12 protein-coding genes are annotated in these 15,989 nt (G+C 55.3%); 8 read left to right on the top strand and 4 right to left on the bottom strand.

Going from position 1 to position 15,989, the window contains the following annotated elements; genetic code table 11:
• The first annotated feature begins 5 nt into the window (after positions 1–5).
• From SCT_RS05330 to SCT_RS05320, 3 genes are all read left to right on the top strand, one after another.
• Positions 6–605 (top strand): 4Fe-4S dicluster domain-containing protein, encoded by a 600-nt coding sequence (locus SCT_RS05330; protein WP_059420004.1) that lies wholly within the window; start codon positions 6–8, stop codon positions 603–605.
• Between the two features lie 10 nt (positions 606–615).
• Positions 616–1,512, top strand: coding sequence for a CoB--CoM heterodisulfide reductase iron-sulfur subunit B family protein (locus tag SCT_RS05325; protein WP_059420002.1), 897 nt, complete (start codon positions 616–618; stop codon positions 1,510–1,512).
• Between the two features lie 82 nt (positions 1,513–1,594).
• Entirely contained in the window at positions 1,595–1,912 is a 318-nt protein-coding gene (locus tag SCT_RS05320) for a hypothetical protein (RefSeq protein WP_059420000.1), read from the top strand.
• A gap of 3 nt (positions 1,913–1,915) precedes the next feature.
• On the opposite strand, the gene SCT_RS05315 is transcribed toward SCT_RS05320, so the two are convergent.
• Complete coding sequence (locus SCT_RS05315; RefSeq protein ID WP_059419998.1) at positions 1,916–2,944, bottom strand: DUF2279 domain-containing protein; 1,029 nt, start codon at positions 2,942–2,944, stop codon at positions 1,916–1,918.
• A 202-nt stretch (positions 2,945–3,146) separates the two neighbouring features.
• Here SCT_RS05315 and SCT_RS05310 point away from each other — a divergent pair, with 202 nt between their 5' ends.
• Entirely contained in the window at positions 3,147–4,343 is a 1,197-nt protein-coding gene (locus tag SCT_RS05310) for an ammonium transporter (RefSeq protein ID WP_059419996.1), read from the top strand.
• A gap of 206 nt (positions 4,344–4,549) precedes the next feature.
• On the opposite strand, the gene SCT_RS05305 is transcribed toward SCT_RS05310, so the two are convergent.
• Positions 4,550–5,779, bottom strand: a complete 1,230-nt coding sequence (locus SCT_RS05305; RefSeq protein WP_059419993.1) for an HD-GYP domain-containing protein — start codon at positions 5,777–5,779, stop codon at positions 4,550–4,552.
• A gap of 66 nt (positions 5,780–5,845) precedes the next feature.
• Positions 5,846–7,192 carry a tRNA 5-hydroxyuridine modification protein YegQ gene (gene yegQ, locus SCT_RS05300; RefSeq protein WP_059420117.1) on the bottom strand — a complete coding sequence of 449 codons (1,347 nt, stop codon included), beginning with the start codon at positions 7,190–7,192 and terminating at the stop codon, positions 5,846–5,848.
• 20 nt (positions 7,193–7,212) lie between these two features.
• On the opposite strand from yegQ, the gene dnaE reads away from it, so the two are divergent.
• Both dnaE and SCT_RS05290 read left to right on the top strand, forming a co-directional pair.
• On the top strand, positions 7,213–10,659 hold the full coding sequence (gene dnaE, locus SCT_RS05295; RefSeq protein WP_059419991.1) for a DNA polymerase III subunit alpha: 3,447 nt from the start codon (positions 7,213–7,215) through the stop codon (positions 10,657–10,659).
• A gap of 402 nt (positions 10,660–11,061) precedes the next feature.
• Positions 11,062–11,535 carry a WbuC family cupin fold metalloprotein gene (locus tag SCT_RS05290; protein ID WP_059420115.1) on the top strand — a complete coding sequence of 158 codons (474 nt, stop codon included), beginning with the start codon at positions 11,062–11,064 and terminating at the stop codon, positions 11,533–11,535.
• Between the two features lie 20 nt (positions 11,536–11,555).
• On the opposite strand, the gene SCT_RS05285 is transcribed toward SCT_RS05290, so the two are convergent.
• Entirely contained in the window at positions 11,556–11,831 is a 276-nt protein-coding gene (locus SCT_RS05285) for an acylphosphatase (protein ID WP_059419989.1), read from the bottom strand.
• A gap of 157 nt (positions 11,832–11,988) precedes the next feature.
• On the opposite strand from SCT_RS05285, the gene SCT_RS05280 reads away from it, so the two are divergent.
• A complete protein-coding gene (locus SCT_RS05280) occupies positions 11,989–15,321 on the top strand; it encodes an EAL domain-containing protein (protein WP_082098192.1) in 3,333 nt (1,110 codons plus the stop codon).
• A gap of 211 nt (positions 15,322–15,532) precedes the next feature.
• On the top strand, positions 15,533–15,985 hold the full coding sequence (locus SCT_RS05275) for a DsrE family protein (protein ID WP_189799646.1): 453 nt from the start codon (positions 15,533–15,535) through the stop codon (positions 15,983–15,985).
• The last annotated feature ends 4 nt before the right edge of the window (positions 15,986–15,989 follow it).

Below are 15,989 nucleotides of genomic sequence, written 5' to 3'. Positions count from 1 at the left end.
GGCAAATGAGCGAAAAATATCATAATAATTTCCTCAAAGAAGTCGAGGAAATGGTCGAAGAAGGTGAATGGGTAAAGATGTGCATGCAGTGCGGCGTGTGTGCCGGCTCGTGCCCGCTCGGCCCACACTGGGCACATCCGCCACAGGAAATTTTCATGATGATCCGCGCCGGCAAGCGCGAGGAAGTTCTGAGATCCGATTCGATGTGGATGTGCACCTCCTGCTACAACTGTGTCGTGCGTTGCCCGCGCAAGCTGCCGATCACCCACATCATGCACGGCCTGGCTAATTACGCCCACCGACTGGGACTTTCGCCTAAGAACCAGCCAACGCAACAATTCGCCACCCTGTTCTGGAACAATCTGGCTCAGACCGGTCGCGTCAACGAGTTAAAGCTCTCCCTCGGCATTTATTTCAAGGACGGTTTCGCTCAGGGCGTCAAGAACGCCATGGCGATGCAGAGTGTCGGCCTGGGCATGGTGAAGGCGAAACGCCTGAACCCGATGGAACTGTTCGGTGGGCACGGCGTCAAGGACAAGGCCGGCTTCCACGCCATGCTGAAGAAAGCGCGTGAAATCGAAGACCGCCGCAAGAATTTCGCCTAAGGAGTCAATGATGGCTAAAAAGACTTACTCGTTTTACCCCGGTTGCTCGTCACAAACCAAGGCGTCCTCGGACAACTACCTGAAGTCGACCAATTCGATGTGCAAATACCTGGATATCGAACTGAAGGAAATCCCGGACTGGAACTGTTGCGGTGCGTCTATCGGTTATGCCGAAGGTGGCGAATTGCCGCGCATCACGCTGTCTGCCCGCAATATGGCTCTGTCCGAACAGCATAACCCGGGCATGGATCTGGTTGCTACCTGTGCAGCGTGCTGGCTTTCCACCCGTGAATCGAAGGAGCGTCTCGCGCACAGTTCGCAGACCCTGGCTGAAGCCAACACGGCGCTGAACGAGGCGGGGCTGACCTATAAAGGCAATCAGGCGGCACGCCACATGGCGGAGGTGCTGGTCGAGGATTTCGGTTTCGATGAACTGAAGAAGGGTGTAAAGAACCCGCTGCAGGGCATTAAGTTCGCTGGTTACGTCGGCTGTCAGACCAACCGCCCGTTCGGTCTTGCCGGTGAATCATTTGAAAATCCCGTGTATCTCGACAACCTGATCGAGGCGATGGGTGGTGAAGCTGTACCTTACGACCAGAAGGTGACCTGCTGCGGTGGTGCGCTGGCCTTCTCCGAGCCGGAAAAAAGTCAGAAACAGATCAAGGACATTATCGAGTCTGCCTACGATCATGGCGCCGAGATGATCGTCACGCCTTGCCCGCTGTGCCAGGCCAATGTGGAGATTTACCAGGGTGAAGTGAACAAGCGCTTCGGCACCAAATTCAACATTCCGGTGATGTATTATTCTCAGCTGATCACCATAGCCTATGGCGGCACTGCTCAGGAAGCGGCGCTGGACGGCCAGCTGGTTCGTGCCACCAAGCTTGAGGAAATTGCCAAGAAGTAAAGATAACGATCTTCACGGCATCAACTTGGGGGGCGGCTTGCGGGCCGCCCCTAATTGTTTTGTCTCAGCACAAGGAATGAGCATGAAAAATCCGAAAACTTTAGACGAATACATCGATCTGGTTCACCAGGCCGTTTATGAAGTTGATGAACTGCGCGCCATTGTCGAGGACGACGAGGAGCGCAAGACCATGATCCTGCCCTGGGTGGATGCGATGGACAAGGAATTGCGGCAGATGTTCGAAGATATGACTTCAGGCCGCTATCAGTTCGATCCCAACGGGCCTGACCTGCCCTTCATGGCGATCGTTAAAAGGTTCGGTCCGAGCGTGCCGTTCAAGTCGTTACTTAACGTCATTAATCATACCCACCGCTTTGGTCTGGATATCGATTCCCAGTAGCGGTTAAAATCGATGGTCAGCCAGTACAGCGGTACCGGGAACCTGAACATACTCCAGAACTGTTTCGGTGACTTGCTGACCGCGGCTTTTCTCTGAGATATCGCGAAACACCGTGTTCCTCAATATCTCCGAAATATTCAGCGAAATGCCGAAGTAGACGTGCCGGCTGCGGTTGGGCGAAGGCCTTCCGTCGTTGGGCTCGAAGCCGCGCGAACCGTAGCCCGCCGCCAGTTCGAAGTAACGCAGCACGTCATGGTTTCTCAGCTGCGGTATGCCGGTTGCCTTGGCGACCAGCAGATAGGTCTGGCCTGAATAGTCGCCAATCGGTCCGACTTGGTTGAGCCGTTTCGCATCGCCGGAAGGCCAGTAATGCAGGCGGAAATCGAACAGGTCGTCGAGGCGTTTGTTTTTCTCGAACAACAGGCCCAACCCGGTGCCGAGGGCATTCATGATCAAATCTTCTTTGCTGAACTTGTATCGTTCCGAGAATCCGTCGAGGGTTTCTACCGCCAGCATTGTGCCGAATACGGTTGCTGCCGACAGGACGACAGCGTCTTCACGGTCGTTTCCAGCCCATTCGAAGGCGTGGGCGAGCAGGCGGGTTCCCACATAAGTGGAGTAGGCATGGCCCAATTTGTCCGCGCCCCCGGCATACGTGTCCTGCCCGAACCATCCTTCACTGGCGGTACGGAAATGGCCGGAAGAGCCATCCTTCCACCAGACGGTGGCGCCGTAGGCTAAAACTGTTCCGGCTCCGCCCCAAATCAGCGCCTGCGTCCGAAAACGCTTGTCTTCCTCAGACAGCGCTGCTGCTCTTGCGCTATCCCCCTTATCAGCCGGGATATCCAGTGCTGCAACAGCATTTCGTTTGGCTTGTGTGAAAACCACGGAGGGTGCACTGATGGTATCGTCTGATTCCGTACCGCCATGAGCGCCAGGAAGACAGAAAAGCGCGGAAACAATAAACAATGCCATCGCTTGAAAAGCAGGGGGCATCCAGATGTTGGTATCAAGGAAAAGCAATTTATTCATCGTACTTTAAATACTATCAGGTGACGGCATGTTGTCAATTTACTCGTTCAACCAAGCACTGTTCCGGGGCGCATAATGGATAATTGCACTAAATTGGTGCACCATTAATGCACTGTTTTGGGAAGTTCCTTTTCAAAACAGTGCGTTTAATTCTGGCCCAATTATTGCTGTCTAGGGTGAAACATTTATTTCTGGAGCGACGATGGAAAATCTCAAGACCGGTAGCGACGTATTGTTCATCCTTCTGGGCGCAATCATGGTGCTGGCGATGCACGCAGGCTTCGCTTTTCTGGAACTGGGTACAGTGCGCAAGAAAAATCAGGTCAACGCACTGGTGAAAATCATGGTCGATTTCGCCATATCCACTATTGCATACTTCTTTATCGGTTATAGCATCGCTTATGGGGTGAATTTCTTTTCCGGTGCCGAGGTGCTGGCGCAGAAGAGCGGCTACGATCTGGTCAAATTCTTCTTCCTGCTGACTTTTGCCGCGGCGATTCCGGCGATCGTCTCCGGCGGCATCGCCGAGCGTGCCAGATTCAATCCGCAACTGGCGGCCACTTTCCTTCTGGTGGGCTTCGTTTACCCCTTCTTCGAGGGTATCGTCTGGAATCATCACTTCGGCGTGCAGGACTGGCTGAAAGGGACTTTCGGGGCGGAATTCCATGACTTTGCCGGCTCCGTGGTTGTGCATGCCATGGGTGGCTGGATTGCGTTGCCGGCAGTGCTGCTGCTCGGCGCACGGCGCGGCCGCTATACCAAGGATGGCATGGTGGCTGCGCATCCCCCCTCAAGCATTCCGTTTTTGGCATTGGGCGCGTGGATACTGACGGTGGGCTGGTTCGGCTTCAATGTCATGTCGGCGCAGACCATAGACGCCGTGAGTGGCTTGGTGGCGGTGAATTCGCTGATGGCGATGGTCGGTGGTATTCTCGCCGCGCTGGTGGTGGGCAGGAATGACCCCGGCTTCGTGCACAACGGCCCGCTCGCCGGCTTGGTGGCGGTGTGCGCCGGGTCCGACCTGATGCACCCATTGGGTGCGCTGATAACCGGTGGGGTGGCAGGTGGGCTGTTCGTGTGGGCGTTTACCCTGACTCAGAATAAATGGAAAATTGACGATGTGCTCGGCGTCTGGCCGCTGCATGGCCTGTGCGGCGCATGGGGTGGAATTGCAGCCGGGATATTCGGCCTCAAGGCGCTGGGCGGCATCGGCAACGTGAGTTTTGCCGCGCAACTGATCGGTACCCTGATGGGTATAGCTATCGCCCTGATTGGCGGCTTCGTGGTTTACGGACTAGTGAAGAAACTGGTGGGGATACGGCTGGACCCGGAAGAGGAGTTCAACGGTGCCGATATCAGCATACACAAGATCTACGCCACGCCGGAAGGCGAGGTCTAGCCTTCATGCATGCATGATCGTTTGCATCTAAAGTCAGTCGTACTTCGAAGCGGCTAGTACTAAGGCCCGGTTTTATTCCGGGCCTTAGTTTTTTGCCAATTCTGGCAAATGCCTATTTTTGTGCATTCCGGCTAACTTTGGTTGAGCTTGCGGCAATTCACTCAACTCCTACACTAAGCCCCGGTAACTCGTCTTGGCGCGGGAAATTACACAGTCCAAAACTGATCGAGATTCTTTATGCCCCATGTCGCTGCATCTTCTCGACTTACAATCTTTTCGGTGGTGCCAGGGCGAGAGAGATTGATTACCTCTGGTTGGATGTAGGCATTGGCCTTGGTTGAGAAGAAAACTTTGACGTTTGGAGTCAGCAGTGATTTTTCTGACTGCTCGGTCACTACCGCGAGGCGACCGGACGAGAGGCGCACCAGCGACCCGATGGGGTAGATGCCGATGCTCTTGATGAAACTCTGAAAGACTTTCGTGTCGAAGTGGCCGTTGCACCACTCGGTCATCTTGCGGATTGATTCGGCCGGGTCCCAGCCAGCCTTGTAAGGACGGTTAGAGGTGATGGCGTCATAGACATCGCAGACGGCGCCCATTTTGGCAAAAAGACTTATTTGCTCGTCCTTCAGTTGATGCGGATATCCGCGCCCATCAACCTTTTCATGGTGGTGCAGGCAGACGTCGAGCGGAATTTCTCCCACGGTGCCACCTTCGACCAATAGGCGGTGGCCTTCTGTCGGGTGGCTCTTGATGAGGTCAAATTCTTCATCAGTCAGCTTGCCCGGCTTGTTGAGTATTTCCATGGGTATCATGGCTTTGCCAAGATCGTGCAACAGTCCGGACATGCCTGCATCGCGGATTTGCTTTTCGTCGAGCTTGAGCTGGCGGGCTAACGACACCATCAGGGCGCAGACGGCAACTGAGTGCATATAGGTATAGTCGTCTGCGGTCTTCAGGCGTGCGAGGCTGATCAGCGCACCAGGATTGCGCATGACTGAGGAGGAAATTTCATCCACCAGTTCGTTTGCGGCCTCGGCGGAAATCGCCTTGCCCATGCGCACTTCCTGAAACATGGAGACGACGGCCTCTTTTGATTTGGCGCATATTTTGGCTGCGCGCTTCACTTCTTCAGCCATCGAAACGAGTTTGACCGGTTGGTCGCGAGCAGCGGATTGGATCAGGAGCTTGTCGACCGCGGCACTCACTTCTTCTTTAGTCTCGGCTGCAGAGGCATCGCTGCCCTGCTCAACATCGAGGCCAATTTTTACATCGATCCAGACTTCGGTAATGCCGCTGTCGATGATGAGACGAATGTCATTCGGATCCTTGAGGAGGAACTTGGTGCGCCAAAAGGGGTGTTCCATCCAGGAGCCGCAAAGTTCATGGAGATGCATTCCCAGCCGGAGATGCTCAACAGGAATTTTCTTTAGCATGTTATAGGCTCTTCGGCGCTTTCAGGCTTTATTGGATTGTTGTCGTGGTGGGTAAAGCACCCGATTTTAAATAAACCTCGCCAGCATCGCTCTATCGACATTGTCGCTGAGCGGAATGTGAACCACCCAGCCGTTACCTGGCGCTTCAGTTATGGAAGCGCCGTTTTTGTTAAAGATTTGTTCCAGCACCATCTCGCGGTTGCCGGCGGGGTGGATGAGTTCCAGCCGGTCGCCCACGGCGAAGCGGTTTTTCACGACCACTTCAGCCATTTTCCGGGCCGGGTCATAGGCGACGATGTCGCCGACATAAATCTGCCGCGCGCTTTCCGATTGACCGGTGAGATAGTTCTGGTATTCCACGGTGTGGTGGCGCTGGTAGAAGCCATCGGTGTAGCCGCGGTTGGCGAGGTTTTCCAGCGCGCTCAGATGCGCCGTGTTGAAGGTGCGACCCGCAGTGGCATCGTCGATCGCCTGGCGGTAAATCTGGGCGGTGCGTACCACGTAGTAGGCCGATTTTGTTCGTCCTTCGATTTTCAGGGAATCCACACCGATTTCAGCCAGCCGGGCGACATGCTCAACCGCGCGCAGGTCCTTGGAATTCATGATGTAGGTGCCGTGCTCGTCCTCCAGTACCGGCATCAGTTCGCCGGGGCGCTTGCTTTCCTCGATCATCCATACCCGGTCGGCGAGGGGGTGGCGTTGCTGGTCACCGCACGCGGTAAGGCCGGATTCGCCCATGGCCTTGTTGAAATCGAATTCGGTTTCACGGATCACGCCCGCTGCGTCTTCCTGCGCTTCCTGAACCTTGTAGTCCCAGCGGCAGGAGTTGGTGCAGGTGCCCTGGTTGGCATCGCGGTGGTTGAAGTAGCCGGATAGCAGGCAGCGACCGGAATAGGCGATGCACAGGGCGCCATGGACGAATACTTCAAGCTCCATGTCGGGACATTGCTGGCGGATCTCGGCGATTTCGTCCAGGGAAATTTCGCGCGACAGGATCACCCGCGTCAAGCCCAGCGTCTGCCAGAATTTCACCGCGGCGTAATTGACGGTATTGGCCTGCACCGACAGGTGCACCGGCATGTCCGGCCATGCCTCGCGCACCATCATGATCAGGCCGGGGTCGGCCATGATCAGGGCGTCCGGCTTCATTGCCATCACCGGTGCCATATCCGCCATATAGGTCTTGAGCTTGGAGTTGTGCGGCGTCAGGTTGCTGGCGACAAAAAATTTCTTGCCCAGCGCATGTGCCTCGGCTATGCCCGTTCCCAGTTCTTCCAGGCCGAATTCGTTATTGCGGGCGCGCAGGGAGTAGCGGGGTTGACCGGCATATACGGCATCCGCGCCATAGGCGAAGGCATAGCGCATCTTTTCCAGGCTGCCGGCGGGGAGTAAAAGTTCGGGGGTCTTCGTCATCATGGTAAAATTATACCATCATGCCTGCCACTTCCTTTATCCACCTCCGCTTGCACAGCGAGTATTCCATTGTTGACGGTATCGTGCGCATCGGCGATGCCGTTGGCCTTGCCGTTGCCGACCGGATGCCGGCGCTGGCGCTGACCGATCTTTCCAATCTGTTCGGCATGGTGAAGTTTTACCAGGGTGCGCGTGGCAAGGGCATCAAGCCGATCATCGGCTGTGATGTGTGGATCAGCAACGAGGCCAACCGCGATCAGCCCCATCGGCTTTTGCTGCTGTGCCGCAACCGCCAGGGTTATTTGCGTCTGTGCGACCTGCTCACTCGTGCCTACCGTGCCAATCAGCATCGGGGGAGGGCAGAAGTCCACCGTGCATGGTTCGAGGAGGGCGGCAGCGATGGTCTGATCGCATTGTCCGGCGCGCATATGGGCGATGTCGGTCAGGCGCTGTTGCAGGGAAACCGTGTACAGGCCAAGGAGCTTGCCGCAGCTTGGGCGCAGCTTTTCCCCGGCGCGTTTTACCTTGAATTGCAGCGTACCGGATTGCCTCAGACCGAAGCTTATGTGCGGCAGGCGGTGAACCTGGCCTCAGAACTGCATCTGCCGGTGGTAGCGACGCACCCCATCGAATTTCTCGCTCCCGACGACTACAAGGCCCATGAGGCGCGGGTGTGCATCTCCGAGGGGTACATGCTGGCGGACAAACGCCGTCCGAGGGTTTTTACCGAGCAGCAGTATTTCAAGACCCAGGCCGAGATGGTGGAACTGTTCGCGGATATCCCCGCTGCGCTTGCCAACAGCGTGGAGATCGCGAAGCGCTGCAATCTCAGCGTCGAACTGGGCAAGAGCAAGCTGCCGCTGTTCCCGATACCGGGCTTGATGAGCCCGGATGATTACCTGTGCCAACGTGCGGCTGAAGGACTGGCCGAGCGCATGGTGACGCTCTACCCCGATGAGGCGGAGCGGACAAAACAGTTTCCCATATACACCGACCGGCTCAAGTTCGAGACCGATACAATCATCCAGATGGGCTTTCCTGGCTACTTCCTGATTGTGGCCGACTTCATCAACTGGGCCAAGCACAACGGCGTGCCGGTCGGGCCGGGGCGTGGTTCTGGCGCGGGGTCGCTGGTGGCATACAGTATGGGGATTACCGACCTCGATCCGCTGCGCTACGCTTTGCTGTTCGAGCGCTTCCTCAATCCCGAGCGGGTATCGATGCCCGACTTCGATATCGATTTCTGCCAGGAAACTCGCTACAAGGTGATCGAGTACGTGCGCGAGCGCTACGGCACCGATGCGGTGTCGCAAATCGCCACCTTCGGCACCATGGCGGCCAAGGCGGTGGTGCGCGACGTGGGCCGGGTACTCGATCTGCCCTACAATTTCTGCGACCAGCTTTCCAAGCTGATTCCGGCTGCGCCCGGCAAGCAGTATTCGCTCGACGAAGCGCTGACGATGGAACCCCAGCTCAAGGAGCGCTACGACAACGAGGAAGAGGTGCGCGAGCTGTTCATTCTGGCGCGCAAGCTCGAAGGCCTCACCCGCAACGTTGGCATGCATGCCGGCGGCGTGCTGATTGCGCCCGGCAAGCTCACCGATTTCTGCCCCTTGTACGTGGCTTCCGGTTCGGAAGCGGTAGCGGTGTCTCAGTTCGACAAGGATGACGTGGAGGCCGCCGGCCTGGTCAAGTTCGACTTTCTCGGCTTGCGCAACCTCACCATCATCGAGCTGGCGGTGAAGTACATCAAAAAGCTCGATCCAAGCTTTGACCAGCCGCTGGATACCCAGCATTTCGACGACCCGGCAGCCTATGAGGTATTGAGGAAGGCCAACACCACGGCGGTGTTCCAGCTGGAATCAGAGGGCATGAAAAAGCTGCTGGCCAAGCTCCAGCCGGATCGCTTCGAGGACATTATCGCCGTGCTTGCTCTTTACCGGCCGGGGCCATTGGGTTCGGGCATGGTGGACGACTTCATCCTGCGCAAGAAAGGCAAGCAGTCGATCGACTATTTTCACCCTGACCTGCAGGCCAGCCTCGCCCCGACTTACGGTGTGATCGTCTACCAGGAACAGGTGATGCAGATATCCCAGATCATCGGCGGCTATACCCTGGGTGGTGCGGATTTGCTGCGGCGCGCGATGGGCAAGAAGAAGCAGGAGGAGATGGACAAGCACCGCAGCCTGTTCGTCGAGGGCGCGCTCAAGAAAGATTACCCGGAAAAGCTCGCCAACAGCTTGTTCGACCTGATGGCGAAGTTTGCCGAATACGGTTTCAATAAGTCCCACACTGCCGCCTACGCGGTGATTTCCTACCAGACCGCCTGGCTCAAGGCCCATCACACCTCGGCCTTCATGGCGGCGACGTTGTCCTCGGAACTGGACAACACCGACCAGCTCAAGGTGTTCTACGAGGATACCCTGGTCAACAAGGTGAAGGTGCTGGCGCCGGACGTGAATGTTTCCGGCTACCGTTTCGAGCCGGTTTCCAGGACCGAGATCCGTTATGGCCTTGGTGCTGTCAAGGGTACTGGCGAGGCAGCGATCAACGTTATCGTCGCAGCGCGTGAAAAAGACGGGCCGTTCACCAGTCTGTTCGATTTTTGCCGCCGGGTGGACAAGCGCACCGTGAACCGGCGCGTGATCGAGTCTCTGGTGCGCGCCGGTGCATTCGACACCATTAACGATAACCGGGCGAGCCTGCTGGCGAGTGTCGGCGTGGCGATGGAAGCTGCGGAACAGGAGAATCGCGATATTCTCCAGAATAGCCTGTTCGATGCCATGGATGATGGCGGCGCAGAAAATCGACCCGATGCCATGGTGGATGCGCCGCCCTGGCCGATGATTGAGCAGCTGACAAACGAGAAGAAGGCACTGGGTTTTTACTTCAGCGGCCACCCCTACGATGCGTACCGCGCGGAACTCGCCGGCTTCATCAAGACCCGGCTCTCCGACATAGCGCCGCAGCAACAGCCAGTCTGGCTGGCAGGAGTGATCTATGCTATTCGTACCCAGATGACGCGGCGCGGGAAAATGGCGTTCATTTCCCTGGAGGACGGTGCGGCGCGAGTCGAGGTTTCGGTGTTCAGTGAATTGTTCGATGCGCACAGGGATATCCTCAAGGAGGATCAATTGCTGATCATCGAAGCCAAGATCAGCAAGGACGATTATTCCGGCGGATTTCGCGTGATTGCGGAAAGCTTGCTCGACTTGGCCGGAGCACGTACGCGTTTCGCCAAGCTGTTGCGACTGTCGTGCATGGCGCCCGCCAACACTGATAAATTACGCGAAATTCTGTCTGGCTACCGTGATCAGGCAGGGTGCAGGGTGCGGATCGGTTACTGCAACACCACGGCGAGCTGCGAGCTGGAGCTGGGTGAAGACTGGCGGGTGAAGCTCAAGGACAATCTGCTGGTGTCGTTGGCCGATTGCATCGGCAGTGAGAATTCCGCCATTCAATATTAACCCGGGTTAAGCACAATACGGTCTACATTAATGAGGTGTCACATGTAGGTTGGGTTAGGCGCGGCTTTTTGCGCCGTAACCCAACAAACCTAATCTTCCCTTTAAACACCGCCCTTGAATGTTTGGGTCTGTTGGGTTACGCGATAAGGCCGCTAACCCAACCTACATGTCAATATTTCGATTAAGTAAACAGTATGGGGATTAAGCATTGAAACTTTTTCAATTAATGCTTGCAAAGCAAATTCGAATATTAGACAATACTAATAACTTGAATTACTCACCAACTGTGAGTTGTTCCGGTGTTGTCTCCTCCATCCTCCTTTATTGGTGGATTTTAAGCGCGGTCACTTAGGTGAACCGCGTTTTTTTTTGCCTTTTTCAGACATTGGTAGCGTTGTCCGCATGAATATTCCCCAGATCATCAACCGTGAATTATTCGACCGCGTTTCGTCGGAAGCGCGTGCCGCGCCACGCCGGCGCAAAAATTTCAATTTCCATGTCGCAGAGGCGGATGCGAGTCATCGCCTGCTCAATGCGATGGAGCCGGATTCATACATCCCTCCGCACTGCCACCGGGATGCGAGCAAGGATGAGTCCATCATCGCGCTCGCGGGTCGGTTCGGGGTCGTTTTCTTCGACCATGAGGGAAAGGTTACCGGGACGGCAATCCTCGCTCCGGGTGGTGAAGCGGTGGGGGTGAATATTCCTCACGGCGTGTTTCATTCATTGGTAGCCCTTGAGCCTGGCAGTATATTTTTCGAGGCCAAGGCCGGCCCCTATAAGGTGCTGGAGCCTGCAGAAAAAGCATCCTGGGCACCCGCCGAGGGTGAGCCGGATGCGACTGCTTACCTGAATTTTCTCAGGGCTATGTTCTAACCCGGTTGCATGCCACCGCTTCAAGCGGTATCCCGTTTTTCAAAGTCGGCATATTCGCCACTGCCCGCACTGATTTCCACTTCTTCTACCCGCGCCAGTTCCGGTCCTGTTCTGGCCCATTCGATCATGGCGCTGATTGCTTCCTCCGCTCCCTGGATCATGGCTTCCACGGTGCCGTCGCGGCAATTTCTGACCCAGCCGGTGACACCGAGCTGCTGAGCCTTGCGGCACATGGACTCGCGGAAGAATACGCCCTGAACACGACCGTAAATTCTCAGATGGTGGCTGTTATTCATTGATCCTCGTCAACAAGTGTAAATAGGCTGGTTGCACAATTCATCCACTTCACTTAGAGTCGTAAAAAAATAGAATATCTATATGAATAAAAAGGGGATGAGGGCGTGAGTCCTCGTGCAGCAGATTTAATCGTAGCCCTTACAGAAAGTGGAACAAATGATAGCAGCAAAGGGGAGAGAGGTAATGGCTGATGGTGCTCTGAATAGGCCATTTGGCAGTGTTTCCCTGCACCAAATCGGGTGGCTGATTTTTCCCCTGGCTGTACTTTTCGTTTCTGTATGGCTTGCTCCGCCAGCGCACACCTTTTTTGAAGGCCTTTCCCGATTTCTTCCGCTCCATAGTTTCATGGAAACCATCGCTATTGTGGTGGCGGTGCTGGTGTTCGGTATCGGGTGGAATGCATACAGTGTGGAGCGGCCGTTCAACATTGTGCTGCTGTCTTGCGCTTTTCTGGCGGTGGGTTTGCTGGATTTTGCCCACATGCTGTCCTACGCCGGCATGCCGGATTTTGTCACCCCGTCCGGGGTGCAGAAGGGGATCGATTTCTGGCTTGCGGCCCGCTTTCTGGCTGCCTTTGCTTTGCTGTCCGCGGCTCTTCTGCCATGGAAACCTTTTCCATTCAAGTGGCTGCGCTATGTGGTGCTGGCAGTCAGTCTGAGCGTTGCCCTGCTGGTTTACTGGGTCATCCTCTTCCATGAGAGCGATTTGCCGGCAACGTTTATCGCCGGAAAAGGATTAACCCCCTTCAAGATCGGCAGCGAATACTTCATTGTATTTATCCATCTGCTGACAGTGGGCGCTTTCCTTGCCGGGGCGCGTAAACCCAAGCCCGATTATGTGGTGGACCTGTTGGCCGCCGTTGCCATCATGGTACTGAGCGAACTGTGCTTCACACTCTATTCCAGTGTCACCGATATCTTCAACCTGATGGGCCACGCCTACAAGGTTCTGGCGTATGTTTTTATTTACCGCGCAGTATTCGTAAGCAGCGTACAGGAACCCTACAAGCGGCTGCGTCAGTCTGAACGTCATGTATGGCAAGAGAAGGAGCGCGCCCAGGTTACCCTGATATCGATAGGCGATGGGGTGATTACGACCGACGAAAAAGGCTTGATCGAATACCTCAACCCCGTAGCGGAACAGCTGAGTGGATGGAGTTGCGTCGAGGCCCAGGGCTTGCCGTTGAGCCGGATTTTCAACGTAATCAACGAGTATACCCGGACGGTGGTGGAAAACCCTGTGGAGGAATGCCTGAGAGGCGGAGAGGTGGTTGCGCTTGCCAATCACACCATACTCATTCGTCAGGATGGCAGCGAGATCTCCATTGAAGATTCGGCGGCACCTATCCGCAGCCGGAGCGGGTCGATTATCGGAGCGGTACTGGTGTTTCATGATGTGACCGAACGCCAGGAGGCAAGAAAGGCGTTGAGGGAAAGTGAAGAGCGTCTGCGTACATTGATCAATGCCATGCCGGATATCGTGTGTTTCAAGGATGGTGACGGCCGCTGGCTGGAAGCTAACGATTTTGACCTTAAGCTTCTCAAGCTCGAGGGCATTCCATACCATGGAAAGACGAATTATGAACTGGCTGAGCTTAGCGATTTTTATAGCGAGACCTTTTACAGTAGCGAATCCTCGGACGAGGATGCCTGGCGCAGTGGCGGGCCAAGGCGTGCGAATGAGGTAATTCCGAGGCCGGGCGACGGCAACATGGTTTTCGACGTTATCAAGGTGCCACTGTTCAATACTGATGGCAGCCGTAAGGGCTTGGTAGTGGTCGGTCGTGATATCACCGAAATGATCAAGGCACAGAACGAAAGGCAGCAGTTGTCCAGCATCCTCGAAGCCACGCCGGAATTCGTCAGTATTTCCACCCTGGATGGCCGGCGCGTATACCTGAATCAGGCAGGAAAACGCATGCTGGGCATCCCCGATGAGGAAGACGTGACTGGGTTGTCCACACTGCAAGCCTACCCCCAATGGATATGGGGCTTCATCAGAAATGAAGCGATTCCCTATGCGATCGATAATGGGATTTGGGAGGGAGAATCTACCTTGTTAAGCCGGGATGGCACGGAAATCCCGGTTTCCCAGGTCATCATTGCCCACAAGGCTGCCAATAGTCAGGAAGGATTTCTTTCCACCATTGCGCGTGACATCAGCGAGCGCAAACGCTTCGAGGAGCGGCTTCTGCACCAGTCCAATCATGACGCGCTTAGCGGCCTGCCTAACCGTCTGCTGTTCCACGACCGGCTAGGGCAGGTACTGGCCCACGCTCAAGCTAGCCATACTGATCATCTGATGGCGGTGATGCTGCTCGACCTCAATCGATTCAAAATCATCAATGATACGCTCGGTCATGATGTGGGCGATGTGTTACTGAAGGAGGCCGCGCTCCGCTTCGCAACGTGCATGCGCGGTGGGGATACCATTGCTCGCTGGGGCGGAGATGAGTTCGCATTCCTGCTGCCCAATTTAGGGCATTTCGAAGAGGCCGCGGAAGTGGCGGCAAGTATTCTGAATGTGCTATCCCAACCCTTCCTTTTGGCCGGCAAGGAGATTTTTGTTAGCGCCAGCATCGGTATTACGCTTTATCCCACCGATGAACAGACACGGGAAGCCCTGATCCAGAACGCCGAAGTGGCCATGTACCGCGCCAAGGAACAGGGGGAAAGCGCTTACCAGTTTTTTACCGGGGATATGAATGCCAGGGCTTTCGAGCGCTTGGCCATGGAAAACAGCCTGCGCAAGGCGCTGGATAGAAACGAACTGCTGCTTTATTACCAGCCTCAGGTGGACCTGGAAACTGGGAAAATCTCCGGCATGGAGGCGCTGTTGCGTTGGCGGCATCCGGAGTTGGGCATGGTTTCTCCCGCGCAGTTTATTCCGCTGGCGGAGGAAACCGGCTTGATCTTGCCGATCGGCGCATGGGTGCTGCGTGAGGCATGTCGGCAGAACAAGGCTTGGCAAGACGCGGGGATGGCCAGGATGCGGGTTTCCGTCAACCTTTCAGCACGTCAATTCCAGCAGCAGGATATCGTGGAAATGACTGCGTCGGCTTTACAGGAAAGCGGCCTGTCCGCCGATTGCCTGGAGCTGGAACTGACGGAAAGCTATATCATGAAGAATCCGGAAGTCGCAATCAGCACATTGAAGCGACTGGAGGAAATGGGCGTATTCCTTTCGGTGGACGATTTCGGCACCGGTTATTCCTCGCTCAGTTATCTCAGGCGTTTTCCCATCCATTGCCTCAAGATCGACCAATCCTTTGTGCGGGATATCCCCGGCAATGTCGATGCCGTCGCCATCGTTTCGGCGATTGTCGCCATGGCCCGCAGCCTGATGCTGGAGCTCGTTGCCGAGGGTGTGGAAACCCGGGAGCAATTGGACTACCTGAAGCAACTCCAGTGCAACCGCATGCAGGGATACCTGTTCAGCAGGCCGATTCCAGCACAGGAATTCGAAGAGCTGGTAAAAAATCAGCAGTAAATATTGGGTTTTCTTTGATGATCTGACGGTGTTAGGTCAACCCGGTTAACAAGATCGAATTGTCCTAAATACTTATTATAATCAGTGTATTGAGTACGTTTGGACTATTTACATCCGTAATTTCCGGTACTAGAGTTAAATAAGAGCACTCTGCAGAAGTTTCGTAGTTATGGGCTTTTGCCAAATCATAATAATTATCGAGGAGACAAAAATGGCACGTTTGCGTAACTTGTTCTTGCTGATCGCACTATCTGGCTTGTTTGGCCTTGCGGGCTGCGCCTCAACCGGAGGCAAGTCGGCTGAAGCCGGGTTTCCGGAGAACGTTGTTTATCATGTTAACGATTCCGCAGTGGCGGGCGCAGCGATGAGAAACGTCAAAAACCATCTTGATGCCAATCCTCAAGCGCATATCGTTATTGTCACCCATGGCAAAGGTATCGATTTCCTGCTTGAAGGCGCTACCGATGCCAAGGGGAACCCCTACGATATCACTGTCCAGGATCTGAAGAAAAAAGGCGTGACGTTCGATGTGTGCAACAACACACTGGTCAGTCGCAAGATTGATTCCAAGACAGTGTTGCCGGAAGCTCAAATTGTGCCATCGGGCGTGGCGGAACTTTCCAAGCTACAATCGCAATACCACTACGCCTACGTGAAGCCCTGATCGA

This window comes from Sulfuricella sp. T08 (assembly GCF_000971475.1).
Lineage (GTDB): Bacteria > Pseudomonadota > Gammaproteobacteria > Burkholderiales > Sulfuricellaceae > Sulfuricella.
The sequence above is the reverse complement of the archived record's forward strand: the minus strand, read 5'-3'. Positions and strand labels throughout refer to the sequence as shown.